Here is a 13,651-nt window from a genome sequence, read left to right as displayed (position 1 = left end):
CGCTGGGCTGGGACCCACCCCCTTGAGGAAACTTCATCATGGATAGGGCGACTTTGAGTGGATATTTTTCGCAAAACCGCTTTAAATGTGAATAGAATAAGCCGACTTCCCTCACTGCGCGAAAAGCGCCGCGCGTCGCGGAGATTCGATTGGCCCGCATCTTCATTTCCCATTCCAAGCACGACAAGGAAGAGGCGGTAAGGCTGAAGACGTGGCTGGCCGATCGCGCCTTCGGGAATTCCTTCATCGACACCGACATTCCTCCTGGCGAAGACTGGGAAAAGATCATCTATCGCCGGTTGGAGGGGGCGCAGGCGGTTCTGCTCGTCCTGACCGAGGGTTGGCATGAGTCCAAATGGTGTTTCGCCGAACTCATCCTGGCGCGTGCGCTGGGCAAGGACATCATTCCGCTGTTCGTTGCCCCGACCCGCCCATTGGAGGTGGGCAAGGATCTGCAGTACATCGACCTGCAGCCCAACCGGCAAGCCGGGCTGGAACGGCTGGAACAGCGGCTGTCCGACATCGCGCGGCAATCCGCCGATGGGTTCGAACTGGCCAAGGGCCTTTCGCCCTTCCCCGGCCTCGCCGCGTTCGAGGAGGATCGGGCGGCGGTGTTCTTCGGGCGTGAGCCGGACGTCCACCGGATGCTGGAGCGTCTGCGCGTCCGCCACACCCTGGGCGGGGCACGGCTGATCCTGCTGCTGGGTGCGTCGGGCAGCGGCAAATCCTCCCTCCTCCGTGCCGGATTGATCCCGCGCCTGAAGCGCGACCACCGCAACTGGATCGCCCTGCCGCCCTTCCGCCCCGGCCGGTCGCCGCGCGCGCAGTTGGTGGAGTGCCTGCTGGCCGACGTGGGCGATGTCGGATTCGAGCGGATCGCGCGGTGGCGGGACGCGCTGGAGGGGGAGGCGCCCGGCGCCGCGCTGGCGGAGGTCGCGCGGACTCTGCGGCACCGGCATGCCGCACCCGACGCCAGCATCCTGCTGCCCATCGACCAGATGGAGGAGTCGCTCACCCTCGCCGATGAGGCGGAGCGGACCGCCTTCCTCACCCTGCTCAGCCACGCGCTGGACGAGGCGCTGCCCTTCGTGACCGTCGCGACGCTGCGTTCCGATTACCTGGCTGGCCTGCAATCGGCACCCGCCCTGACGGTTGCATTCGATTCCCAATCGCTGGACCCGATCCCTCTGGACCGCATCGCCGCGCTGGTGCGGGGTCCGGCGCGGGTGGCCCGCCTGCGGGTGGAGGATGGGCTGATCGACGCCCTGACCCGCGACGCCGGACGACCGGACGCCCTGCCGCTGGTCGCAGTCGCGCTGAGCGAGTTGCATGCCCGCTTCGGCGGCGGCGGCGCATTGACCCTGGCCGGCTATGAGAGCCTGGGCGCGCGCGGTACCGGCCTCAGCCCGCTCGACGCCGTCGTGCGCGACCGCGCGGAAGCCGCGCTGGGCACGCTGCTCCACAAAACCGAGGACGACCACGCCCTGCGCGACGCCTTCGTGCCGTGGCTGGTGCGCCTGCAGGAGGACAGTGGACTGTTCGTCCGGCAGGCGGCGGCGCTGGACAGATTCCCCGCCCCGGCGCGGGCGCAGTTGGAACGGCTGGTGGAAGCCCGGCTTCTGGTGCGCCGCGGTGGCGGAACGCCAGACGACCCAGCCATGGTGGAGGCGACGCACGAGGCGCTGTTCCGTGTCTGGCCCCGCCTTGCCGGCTGGCTGGACGAGGAACGTGACTTTCTGATCGGCAAACGGCGCATCGAGCAGGCCTTCCAGGATTGGCGACGGCTGCCGGAGGACAGAAAGGACGGCGGCCTGTTGACCGGCGCGATCCTGGACAGCGCCTGCGATTGGCTGACCACGCATCCGACGCGCTTCGGCCAGGAAGAAGGTGAGTTCATCCGCCGTTCCGACGCGATGGCCCAAGCCGAGGCGGCGCGGAAGCGGCGGTACCTGACCGCAGCCATCCGTACGGCCAACGGGCTGGTGTTCGATCTGGTGCAGAAGTTCAGACACACTGGCATGCCCAACGCGATCACGCGGCAAATCCTCCAGCACGCCCGTGACCTGCTGGACCAGTTGGCAACGGACCACCAGGATGACCTCTCCCTGCAACGGACCCGTTCCGTGACGCTCAACGAACTGGCACAGTCCCTCGCCGATTTCGGCGATCCCAAGGGAGCGAAGAAGGCGGTCGAAGACAGTCTTGCGATCATGCGTCGTCTGGTTGAGAAGGAGCCGGACAACACCCAGTTCCAGCGCGATCTCTCCGTCAGCCTCAACAAGGTCGCCGACCTCCAGCGGCGCGACGATCCCGACGGCGCGCGCGCTCTTTATGAGGAAAGCCTGGGAATCTGCCGCCGTCTGGCCGAAAGGGAGCCCGACAACACCGAATTCAAGCGCGATCTCTCCGTCAGCCTCGACAAGGTCGCCGACCTCCAGCAGCGCAACGATCCCGACGGCGCGCGCGCTCTTGTTGAGGAAAGCCTGAGAATCTGCCGCCGTCTGGCCGAAAGGGAGCCCGACAACTCCGAATTCCAGCGCGATCTCTCCGTCAGCCTCGACAACGTCGCCGACCTCCAGCGGCGCAACGATCCCGACGGCGCGCGCGCTCTTGTTGAGGAAAGCCTGGGAATCCGCCGCCGTCTGGCCGAAAGGGAGCCCGACAACACCCAGTTCCAGCGCGATCTCTCCGTCAGCCTCGACAAGGTCGCCGACCTCCAGCGGCGCAACGATCCCGACGGCGCGCGCGCTCTTGTTGAGGAAAGCCTGGGAATCCGCCGCCGTCTGGCCGAAAGGGAGCCCGACAACTCCGAATTCCAGCGCGATCTCTCCGTCAGCCTCGACAACGTCGCCGACCTCCAGCGGCGCAACGATCCCGACGGCGCGCGCGCTTTGTATGAGGAAAGCCTGGGAATCCGCCGCCGACTGGCCGAAAGGGAGCCGGACAACACCCAGTTCCAAACCGATGTGGTGGTCAGCCTCCACAGGATCGCCCAAGCGGGCATGCAGCCGGAACGGCATCTGTCCGAAGCGCTGGCAATCCTGACCCGGCTGAACGCGCGGGGACTGCTGTCCAGCGACCAGCGGGGCTGGATCAGCTTCCTGGAAAATGCCTTGCGCGAGGCCCGCGGCTAAAGCGATCCGCCTGTTTCACCGACAGACCCGTCCGAGGAACGCTGACCCGTCACAGCCTCCGCTCGACACAGCCTCTGGCACCCCATCACCACCCTCTTTGGACCCACCATGACCCTGCCCGCCCGCCCGCCGCTTGCCGTTTTCGTCGTCCGTCATCCGGATTTCGCCGGTGGGGAGGCGATGGAAAACCGCCTGCTCTCTCATTTCACCGGCGATCCCGACCGGGCGCTGGGCGAGCGGCTGGGGGTGCCGGTCGAACGGCGCGGGCCGGACACCATCCCGGTCGATCTCCAGGCCGGCGAGACGGTGGCGGTGGTAGTGCTGGCCGATGCGGCGCTGGCCGGCGATCGCGCCTGGGTGACGTGGCTGGAGGGAGTCGTGGCCGCCTGCGACACGCCCGATCTGCGCGCCCGGCCCTTCCTGGTCTGCCTGGACAAAAGCGCCTTGTCGATGTCGCACACGGTCGGGCGCTTCAACTTCCTGCGCTGGGACCAGTGGGAGGGCGACGAGGCGGCGAAGACCCTGCGGATGCTCACCGACCTCGATTACCAGTGCTGCCGGATGCTGCGGGCCTGGATCAGCCAGCGCGCCGAACGCAACCGCGCCTGCCGCGACGCCTTCGCCGAGTATCTCTGCAACGTCCAGCTCTTCCTCAGCCATTCCAAGCATGACGGCGACGGAACCGGCGGGGCGTTGGCCACGGCGATCCGCAATCACCTGCACCAGGGGTCCGGCTACGACAGCTTCTTCGATGTGCATGACATCCCCGCCGGCCTGCCGTTCGACACGGTGCTGATGCACAATGTGCGGCGCGGCGCTTTCCTCGCCATCGTCACCGACAGCTATTCCAGCCGCGAATGGTGCCGGCGCGAGGTGATCGAGGCCAAGCGCGCCGGGGTACCGATGGTGGTCGCCCACGCCGTCACCGACCGGGAGGAGCGGTCCTTCCCCTATCTCGGCAACGTGCCGGTGGTGCGGCTGGACGCCGGACGGACGGACCGCATCCCGCTGGTCGTCGGTCGCCTGATCCGCGAGGTTCTGAAGGACCATCTGTGGCGGTGCCGCTGCGCGCTGGCCCGCGCCGCTGCCAAGCGCGCCAAGGTCACCTTCGTGCCGCGCACGCCGGAGTTGATGGCGCTGGCCGCCGTGCGGCGCGGCGGCGGGCTGGTGGTGTACCCCGATCCCCCCATGGCGGAAGAGGAATCCCGGCTGTTCAATGAGGTGGCGCCTCGGGTCCGGCTGCTGTCCTTCACCCAGTGGCTGGCCCAAGCCTGACGGAGAACGCCATGAAGGCCGATCGTTTCCTGGATGGACGCACCATCAGCCTGTCGGTGTCGGACAGCCCCGATCTGGCGCGCCTCGGCCTCGGCGGGGCCCATCTGCGCGACGCCCTGTTGGAACTGGCCCGCCACCTGATCGCCCAAGGGGCCACCCTGATCTATGGCGGCGACCTGCGCCAGGGCGGCTTTACGGAGCGGCTGTTCCAACTCGCCCACCGGCACGCCAGCGACGTGACCAAGCCGGTGTTGATCAACCCGCTGCCCTGGCCCGTTCACAGCGCCATGGGCTGGAGCGACCTGGAGGCACGGGCCAAGGCCGTGGCGCCAGCCGCCGTGATGGAGTTCCTCGATCTCCAAGGCTCGGCCATGCCGACCGACCGGCGCGCCGCCGAGCCGCCGGCCAGCGCCATCGGCGCGGCGGATTGGGAAACGGGGTTGACCGCCATGCGCCGGGCGGTTGCGGCGCGGGCCGATGCGGCTGTCCTCCTCGGCGGTCAGGTCGATGGCTGCAAGGGCTGGATGCCTGGCGTCGCCGAAGAGTCGCTGGAGGCGATGAAGGCCGGCAATCCCCTCTACCTCGCCGGCGGCTTCGGCGGTGCCGCGGGCGCGGTCTGCGGCGCGCTCGGTCTGATCGATCCGGGGCGGGTTCCGCACGCCTCCTGGGATGCCGGGCCGGACTTCACGGGCAGGACCGAGGCCGATCTGAACAGCGGCCTCGACCGCACCGAACTGCGGCAGCTGGCAGCGAGCCGCAACACCGACGAGATCGTCGCCCTGGTTTTGCGCGGTCTTCGCCACCGCTTCGCAGCGCAGGAAAGCGTGAGGTGATGTCAGGCGCGGCAATCCCGTGACCGGACGCAGCAAGGAATTATTTTCGCCGTTTCCGGGTGCAATTACTATGTTCGGCCTGTTCTTCGACAAGCTTCCCAGGCCGCGATGTCCACCTCCCAGCCGTTCCTCCACGCCTATGTTCTCTGGCACGCCGATGCGGCGGTCAGGCCGGACTGCCGGGAGATGGCGACAACCCTGTTCACCCTGCTGAGCTGGAACGCCGTGCGGCCCTTCGCCCGCGAAATCGGCATTCCGACCTTTTTCCGCACCCGCCCCGACGGCTGGCCCCATCCCGGCCCGGTGGGAATTGATCTGGACGCCGCCGCGCACACCATCATATTCGCCCTCGTGGAGCGGCGTTTCGTCCTCGACCAGGCATGGACGGCGGCGCTGACCGGCCTTCAGGAACGGGTGGACGCCTCCAAGGGACGCCACCGGCTGATCGTCGTCGCGGTCGAGGATTGCGCGCTTCAGCTTCCCGACGCGATCACCGCCCATCTTGCCATCCAATTGTTCGGTCAGCCGGCGGCACGCCAGATGCAGGAGTTGCGGCTGCAAGCGGCATCCCAGATCTGCCGCGTCATCGAAGGTCATGCGCCGGACGCGCCGACCGGTGTTACCCTGTTCGTCAGCCACACCAAGCGCGACCCGCGCTCACATACGCTCGCCCGTAAGATCAGGAAGCTGCTGGCGCACGAAGGTCGCCCGACCCGCTATTTCTTCGATACGGTGGACATCAAGGCCGGCGACGACATCGAACGAAAGATCGAAACGGCCATAGCGGGCAGCACCCTGCTGGTGGTGCGCTCGGATGGCTACGGAGCCAGCCCCTGGTGCCATCTTGAGGTTCTGGCGGCCAAGCGCCTGCAACGCCCGATCATCGTCCTGGATGCGCTGGAGCATCGCGACGACCGATCCTTGCCAGGCTTGGGCAACGTGCCATGTCTGCGCATCGACCCGTCGCTTAAGAAGAAAAAGCTGCGCGCACGCCTTCGCGACGCCGTCGAGGCGGCGGTGGTGGAATCCATGCGCTTTCTCCACGCACGCGGACGGCTGACGCATCTGTCGGCAATGGGACGGTTGCCGAACAACGCCATTCCGTACGCCCGCCCACCGGAAGACCGTGATCTGCGCCGATTGAACGGGAAAGGTTTGCGCACGATCGTCTATCCGGACCCTCCGCTTCCCCGATGCGAACTGACCGATTTGAGGCATCACCGCACCCGCTTGGTCACACCGCTGACCTGCGGCAAGCAGAATCTGGCCGGTCGGGTCGTCGGGCTTTCCCTATCCACGCCAACCAGTGGGCTGGACGGGATCGGGTTGTCGGACAAGCATCTGCTGGCGGGGACGGAGCTGATCGCTAGGGCTTTGCTCTCCAAAGGCGCGACGCTCGCCTACGGTGGCGGCCTTCAAAGCGCCGGAATTACGGAGTTCCTGACTGGGCTGGTGCGCGCGCACAATGCCAGTCAGCGCAACCAATACGAGCGAATCCTCAACTATCTCCCCTGGCCCAAGACTTCTGGCGGTGGATGATGGAAGGCTGGCGAAACAGAGCAAGCATCTGCGCGTCATCCCGATCCTCCCGCCACACGACCTGACGGACGCCGGGTTGATCGATCCGAAAACAGCGCCCGACACGGGGACGCCCGCCGGGGCTTATGCGCTGGCACGCGGCATGCTGGCCATGCGGCAGAGAATGACGGCGGACGTGGACGCCCGTATCGTCATGGGCGGCAAGCTGACCGGCTTCAGCGGGCGCTACCCTGGCATTCTGGAAGAGGTTCTGCTTGCGTTGCAGGCGGCCAAGCCGGTTTACGTGCTCGGCGGCTTCGGCGGCGCCGCGCAGGCGGTGGCCGACCTGCTGCGCGGGGAAACCCCTTCCCAACTCGATCCCGCGGCGATCGTGAGGCACCCCGCCTATGCAGCGATGATGCGCTTCCACAACGATGATGTGGAGAACCGGAGTCTTCCTCTGTCCCCCATCGACTGGGACGCCACCATCACCACGATCCGGAGCGCCGCGGGCCGCGATCTGGCCGGACTGAACAACGGCCTGACGACCGATGAGAACATCGCGTTGCTCCAGATGCAGGACATCGACGAGGCCATCTGGCTTGTCCTGCTGGGCATGAGCCGGCGGTAGCCGGCGCAACCCCTGTGTCGTTCTTGTCGTTCAGACGGCGACGCGGCTGCCGTGCGTCAGGATTCTTCGTAGCTGCGGACGAGGAGCGGCGTGGCGCGATCCAGATCCGCCATCGTGGACAGGGTGATCTCCAGGTCGCCCGTGCCGAAGTGGCCGATCTTGCTGACGTCGCGGGTGAAACCCGGATCGATGGTCACGGTCTTCGGGTCGACCTTCAGGAACACCGTGACCTTGCCCGCCTGCGGGTACACCTCGACGCAGGCGAAGTTCTTGATGCGCTTGAAGGCGAAGTAGAACTGGAGCTGCTTGAACTGGACATCGTCGCCAAGACCCAGCAGGAACGCCTTCAGGGCCTCGTAAAGATCCTTGATCGGCTGGCTCGCCTGCGCGAGCCGATAGTCGATGAACTGCGACTGGTATGGGTTCGCGCCAGTCGGCTTCGACACCGGCGCCTTGGTGGGTGAATCGGCGAGGTCGGTCGGCGTGATCGTCGGGGTGCGCGCCGCCACGGTGGCCGTGGTCGCGTTGACGAGTTCCAGCAGCAGCAGGTCGTCGCCGCAGTGGCGGTAGCGGATCAGTTGTAAAGGCCGAATGAAGTTTCCTCAGAACGGTCGGTTGAAAAATCCCCAGATGGTTTGAAGGGCTATGGATTGGCTTCGGTGTCGGCGCTCCTTGCTTTTGGTGGCCGGCCTCGGCGCCGTGGAGCCAGCGGTGGGGCCGTGATCGGCCTGCTGCGGTTGTTGTCCGGCATCAGTTCGGCATGACGGCGCAGGCGGTAGCTGGCGCCTTCGATCTGCACCACCACGGCATGGTGCAGCAGGCGGTCCAGTAGGGCGGAAGCGACGACAGTGCCGCCGAAGACATCGCCCCATTCAGAAAAGCCGCGGTTGGAGGTCAGGATCATGGCGCCGCGTTCATAGCGGGCGTTGACGAGCTGGAAGAATAGGTTGCCGCCGCCGGGGATCACCGGCAGGTAGCCGATCTCGTCGACGATCAGCAGCTGTGGCCGACATAGGAAGCGCAGACGCTCCCGCAAGGTCCCCTCGCGCTCGGCCTTGGCCAGCGAGCTCACGATGTCGGCCAGTGTGGCGAAGTAGACCGAGCGGCCGGCCTTGACGGCCTCCACCCCCAGAGCGAGGGCCAGGTGCGTCTTGCCGCAGCCGGGCTGGCCAAGGAAATGGACCACCTCGTGCCGGTCGACGAAGTCGAGCTGCGCCAAGGTCATAATTCGATCGCGATCGAGCGAGGGCTGGAAGGAGAAGTCGAAGCCGGTGAGCGTCTTGATGGAGAGAAGCCGGCCCATCTTCAGGGCCGCCTTGATGCGGCGTCCCTCGCGCAACGTCAGTTCCTCGCCCAGCAGGGCGTCGATGGCCTCCAGGGCGGAGAGTTCGCCGCGTTCCAACCGGCGCAGGATGTGCTCCAGCGCTTCCAAGGCGCGCGGCATCTTCAGCCCAACCAGATATTGGCGAATGCGGTCGAGGGTGGCGGGGCCGGCTTCCAGCGACGTGGTGCTCATCACGGGCTCCCCGGCTGGTTGGCCAAGTGGCGGCCGATGGTGTCGTAGATGGCCAGCGAGCGGGGCGTGACGGTGCCGCCCTGCAGCGGAGGTGCCGGGGGCATGGCGACCTCCCTGGGCGTCTGGCTGTTGGGCGGTGGGGGCTGGGTCCGGTGTCCGGTGGCAATGCGCCGCCGGCCTCGTCCTTCCAGCGCCGGGTGGGATGCGACGGCTATGCCGTCCTCCAGAATGGTGACGGTGCCGGCGGTGACCTCCACCTCCACCGTCCGCCGGCGGGTGCAATCCGGCACGGAGTAGAGGTTGCCGCCGACCGACACCATGCCGTCGCGGGTGACGCGGCGCTCCAGGGCCAGGACGCTGTTGAAGGGGCCGGCCGGCAGCGGCTTGAGGTGGGGGCGCTCCTCGGCGAAATGCTCGGCGACGACGCGCTGGGTGGTGGCGTGCCGACGGCGGTTGGCGAGCTGATCCAGCCACTGGGTGAACTGGATGTTCAGGTCCTCGAGATTGCGGAAGCTGCGGGCCAGAAAGAAGTCCTCGCGCACATAGCGGAAGGGCCGTTCGACTTTGCCCTTGGTCTTGGCGCGGTACGGCTTGCAGGCCTTCGGCAGGAAACCGTAGTGGCTGGCCAGGGAGAGGAGCTTGGGGTTGTAGGCAATGCCTTGGGTCGGCTGATCGGGGTCTTCGATCTCGCCTAGCACGGCGGTTTTCATGCGGTCATAGAGGATCTGTTCCGGCACGCCGCCGAAGCTGTCGAAGGCGGCGATGTGGCAGCGGAGCACGGTTTGCAGGTCCTGGCGGGCCACAAAGCGGGCCCACATCATGCGGCTGTGGCCGAGCACCATGGAGAACAGCCAGACGATCCGTTCCACCTCGGGCTCGTCGGTGAAGGTCGTCTTGAAGAAGGCGAAATCGACCTGGGCCTGCTTGCCGGGCGGTGTCTCGAAGCGGCGCTCGAAGGACGGTGATGGGGTGGGACGGATGGCGCGAACCACGGCTTTCAGGATGGTGTAGCCGCCGGTGTAACCGCGCTCCTTGAGTTCCCGCAGCAGTCGCCGGGCGCTGAGATCGGGAAAGGCCTGCAGGCGTTCGCGCAGATAGGGCTCGAAGGGTGTGAGCAGCGTCGGCCGAGCCGGCCGAGGAGTGTAGGCGGGCGCCTCCAATCCGCGGGCGATGTATTTGCGGATGGTCTTGCGATCCAGGCCGGTGCGGCGTGCGATTGCTGACACCGACAGGCCCTCGCGGGCGAGATCGAGAATCATGACGAGTTCCCCAAGTCTGACCACCGGCCCTCTCCCTCCGCCTCGGAGGGTGATCATGGGCGACGAGTGGCCGCAGGGCTCCGGGGCGTACGCCCCGGAGCCCTGCCGTTGCGTTAGCCTGGGGAATTTTCAGTCGCCCTTTCCGGGGAGTATCCAATCGGCACTGACATCAGTTCGATATTGCGGTTGATCTGCTTGACCGCGTGCTGGTCGTAGTTGGTGAAGTCGCCAGCGATGCACAGCAGGCGCGGCCCCGACCACTCGACCGCCTTGGCCGTCTCGGCGCCCAGCGTCTCCATGACCAGCCACTGGAACTCCTTGCGGTGGTCGAGCAGCCAGTCGAGGTAAAAGAGCCCCTGGTTGATGACGTTCTCGTTGACCGCGCGCTTGTACTCGATGATGACCGGGCAGCCGTTCTCATCGATGCCCAGCGTGTCGATGCGACCGCCATGCACCTTGCCCGTCGAATACTCCGTGGCGAGGAAGCGCACCCCGAGCAGCGCTTCCAGGTTCCTCTCGAACAGGGTCTGCAACGACTTCTCGATGCTGGCGGACTTGGTCGGCAACTCGGCGACGCCGGTGGGCGTGACGCGGAACACCTTGATGTCGGACATGGACTCCGTCTCCTCAACCCGCCTTGCGCGCACGCCCGCGCCGGGGCTTCTCCCCCGCCGCCGCCCGCTCGGCGACGCCGGTGGGCGTGACGCGGAACACCTTGATGTCGGACATGGACTCCGTCTCCTCAACCCGCCTTGCGCGCACGCCCGCGCCGGGGCTTCTCCCCCGCCGCCGCCCGCTCGGCGCGGATGCGCTCCAGCAGCACCGAGGCCGGCTCGTCGTTCGGGTCCTGCGGGACGAGTTCGCCACAGAAGGCTTTGGCGAGGATGGATTGGTCGAGGGTGGAGAGGCAACCTGCCTTCTCCGTGACCAGTTCATTCAGGCTCCGAAGCCGGTCGAAGGCAGCATCCAGAGTCTTCACGATAGCGAGTTGTTCATCAATGTGCGGCAGGAGAACAGGAAAGTTGCGGAGATCGGAAAGGTTGATGCCGGTCTGAGCCACACCCTTGACGTGCTGCATCAGGTGCGCTGCTCCCTGAGGTGATGTCATCAAGTAGCAGAGGTATCGGGCATCAAGACCGGGCAGGACCGGCAACATCGCAACCTCTCGGCTGATGTTCATTCCTGCCATTTCCAGTCCCGCAACGGCTGTGGCGCCCACCGTCCCCCGAATGGCGATCAGTACCTCGCCACCACGCAGCCGGGTACGCGAGTATTCTGCCGCAACGGACGGATCAACACGCTTCAGGCGCTCCAGATCTATGCGGTAATCCTTGATATCGCCACAGCGGACGGTCGGCACACCGCTCGTAAATGGCTCGCCAGTCTGCACAATACCGTATGGGATCCCTCGAGAGGGATCGCACAGTAGTTCGAGTCGCTCGCAGGCCCAACCAGTTGGAATGTTTTCCGGGCATTCCCAATCCGGCTTGGGAGCGACAACCTTGTTTTGTCGATTTTGGAACGCCTTTCTGATCGCATCAAGTGTGATGCCTCCATCAACGTCCGCCTGACCGCTCCTCCACTTCGCCGTCAGGTCACCACGAAGGGCGGCGGCGAGGATGGATTGGCGGTAGCGGTCGATGAGCGCCGGCAGAGCATCCAGCGCCTCTCGCGCCCTGCGCGAACGCGCCGTCAGCGCCTCGATCTTCTCGACGATGCGACCCTGTTCGGGGAGAGGGGGAACAGGAATCGGTAGACTTGCGACCTTGGAGATGCTGAGCGTGTGCAGCCCCGCAGATGAGGAAGCCTTGCGCTCAATTGCCCTCCGCCCTTCCGGAGAAAGCAGCCACTGAAGCAGGAACTTCGGACGTATGATCGCCCTGCTCCTGACCCTAATCAAATGATTTTGGTGTAGGCAATCCTTTATGCTTCCATCCCAGATCGCCACACGACCAATTTGATCAACGCTTCCGTTGCCCTCGACGACTAAAACATCGCCGACTTCGAGTGTCGTTCTTTGTGCTTCGGCTTCGGTTACGCCGATTTCGGCGATTTCAGAGAGACGCAACTCGTTGGCATAGACATTGGCCACTCGCAGATAGGGGCGGCGCAGAGAAAGACTGCTCCGGTTGGAGTTCTTTGTAAGCCCGCCACCGACGTCAGAGACATCAGCGATCTCCGCCGTTTCCCACCCGGCCGGCAGTTCCCGTCCATTCATTCCGCAGCCTCCGCCACGGTGGCGCCCGCATCCTCGTCCGGCCCCAGCATGTCCGCCAGCGCCTCCATCTCCTCCAGCGCGGTGCGCAGGGTGTCGATGATCTCGGCGGCGATCACATCGGGTTCGGGCAGGGCCTCGTCGGTGCCTTCGTCGCGCAGCCACGTGATGTCTAGGTTGTCGCCGCGTACGGCGATCTGCTCGCGGGTGAAGCGGCGGAAGCGGCCCAGCTCGCCCTCGTCGGTTCGCGGGGCCTTGCCCAGCGGGTCAGGACCGAAGGCGGCCTCGAAGGCGGCGAAGTTCTCGCGGGTCAGCGGACGGGTCTTGCCGAACTGCGGCATGTTGGAGCGCAGGTCGTAGACCCAGACGTCACCGGTGTTGCCCTTGTCGGTGCGGCCGCGCGTGAAGAACAGAACGTTGGTCTTGACGCCCGCGCTGTAGAAGATGCCGGTGGGCAGGCGCAGGATGGTGTGCAGGTCGCACTTGTCCATCAGGTCGCGGCGGATGTCGCGGCCAGCGTTGTCCTCGAACAGCACGTTGTCGGGCAGCACCACCGCAGCGCGTCCGCCGGGCTTCAGGCCGCGGTAGATGTGCTGGAGAAAGGCCAGCTGCTTGTTGGAGGTCGGGTGGGTGAAGTCGTCGCGCGACGGCAGCCCGCCGCCCTTCTTGGTGCCGAAGGGCGGGTTGGTGAGGATCAGGTCGGCCTTGTGCAGCCGCGTCCCCTGCTCTGACAGCGCGTCGCCGAGCTGCAGGTCGCCTGAGACGTCGTGCAGCATCAGGTTCATCAGGCCCAGCCGGTGGGCGTCCGGCACCAGCTCCATCCCGTAGAAGGCGTTGTGGCGCTGGAAATACTGCTCGGCCTCGGTCAGGTCCCACAGGTTGTTTGTGTGGGCCTTGATCCAGCGGTCGGCGGCGATCAGGAACCCGCCGGTGCCCGCCGCTGGGTCCTGGACATACTCGCCCGCCTTGGGACGCATCAGCGCGACCATGCTGTCGATCAGCGGACGCGGCGTGAAGTACTGCCCCGCCCCCGACTTCTTCTCGGTCGCGTTGCGCTCTAGCAGGCCCTCGTACATGTTGCCGAGGCCTTCCTCCCGCGCCGAGTACCAGTCCAGCCCGTCGATGGCCTCCACCAGCGCCTTGAGGATGCGCGGCTGGCGCAGCGAGGTCTGCGCGTTCTGGAAGATCGCCTGCACCTGCGCCGAACCCTCGGCACCGAGGTGGATCAGCAGTTCCTTGTAGAAGGTCAGCTGCTCCCCCCTGGCGCCGG

The 13,651-nt window shown here is 66.1% G+C and carries 11 protein-coding genes; 5 read left to right on the top strand and 6 right to left on the bottom strand.

The genetic code is table 11. The features are described from left to right. Positions 1-149 precede the first annotated feature (149 nt). The 5 genes from ACWPN5_RS18450 (at position 150) to ACWPN5_RS18430 (ending at position 7,391) form a co-directional block, all read left to right on the top strand. A complete protein-coding gene (locus tag ACWPN5_RS18450; protein ID WP_492296741.1) occupies positions 150-3,134 on the top strand; it encodes an nSTAND1 domain-containing NTPase in 2,985 nt (994 codons plus the stop codon). A gap of 108 nt (positions 3,135-3,242) precedes the next feature. Then, entirely contained in the window at positions 3,243-4,409 is a 1,167-nt protein-coding gene (locus ACWPN5_RS18445) for a toll/interleukin-1 receptor domain-containing protein (RefSeq protein WP_492296739.1), read from the top strand. Positions 4,410-4,420: 11 nt separating this feature from the next. Beyond that, a complete protein-coding gene (locus tag ACWPN5_RS18440) occupies positions 4,421-5,242 on the top strand; it encodes a hypothetical protein (protein WP_492296738.1) in 822 nt (273 codons plus the stop codon). 108 nt (positions 5,243-5,350) lie between these two features. After that, positions 5,351-6,781 carry a toll/interleukin-1 receptor domain-containing protein gene (locus ACWPN5_RS18435; protein WP_492296736.1) on the top strand — a complete coding sequence of 477 codons (1,431 nt, stop codon included), beginning with the start codon at positions 5,351-5,353 and terminating at the stop codon, positions 6,779-6,781. Next, entirely contained in the window at positions 6,774-7,391 is a 618-nt protein-coding gene (locus ACWPN5_RS18430) for a hypothetical protein (protein WP_492296735.1), read from the top strand. The genes ACWPN5_RS18435 and ACWPN5_RS18430 overlap by 8 nt, the downstream gene beginning before the upstream one ends. Before the next feature lie 56 nt (positions 7,392-7,447). Here ACWPN5_RS18430 and ACWPN5_RS18425 read toward each other — a convergent pair whose 3' ends face one another. The 6 genes from ACWPN5_RS18425 to ACWPN5_RS18400 form a co-directional block, all read right to left on the bottom strand. Further along, complete coding sequence (locus ACWPN5_RS18425) at positions 7,448-7,900, bottom strand: DUF5655 domain-containing protein (RefSeq protein ID WP_492296733.1); 453 nt, start codon at positions 7,898-7,900, stop codon at positions 7,448-7,450. Between the two features lie 134 nt (positions 7,901-8,034). Next, a complete protein-coding gene (istB, locus tag ACWPN5_RS18420) occupies positions 8,035-8,907 on the bottom strand; it encodes an IS21-like element ISAzs30 family helper ATPase IstB (RefSeq protein WP_492296731.1) in 873 nt (290 codons plus the stop codon). Next, positions 8,907-10,190: an IS21-like element ISAzs30 family transposase gene (istA, locus tag ACWPN5_RS18415; RefSeq protein WP_492296729.1), complete on the bottom strand. Its 1,284-nt coding sequence runs from the start codon at positions 10,188-10,190 to the stop codon at positions 8,907-8,909. Before istA ends, istB begins: the two co-directional genes overlap by 1 nt. Before the next feature lie 89 nt (positions 10,191-10,279). Then, on the bottom strand, positions 10,280-10,780 hold the full coding sequence (locus ACWPN5_RS18410; RefSeq protein WP_492296727.1) for a hypothetical protein: 501 nt from the start codon (positions 10,778-10,780) through the stop codon (positions 10,280-10,282). 128 nt (positions 10,781-10,908) lie between these two features. Then, positions 10,909-12,384: a restriction endonuclease subunit S gene (locus ACWPN5_RS18405; protein ID WP_492296725.1), complete on the bottom strand. Its 1,476-nt coding sequence runs from the start codon at positions 12,382-12,384 to the stop codon at positions 10,909-10,911. After that, a complete protein-coding gene (locus tag ACWPN5_RS18400; protein ID WP_492296723.1) occupies positions 12,381-13,577 on the bottom strand; it encodes an HsdM family class I SAM-dependent methyltransferase in 1,197 nt (398 codons plus the stop codon). The genes ACWPN5_RS18405 and ACWPN5_RS18400 overlap by 4 nt, the downstream gene beginning before the upstream one ends. Positions 13,578-13,651 lie beyond the last annotated feature (74 nt).

Source organism: Azospirillum sp. UENF 211521 (genome assembly GCF_058780535.1).
Note: the sequence above shows the minus strand (reverse complement) of the source record. Positions and strands in the feature narration are given on the sequence as shown.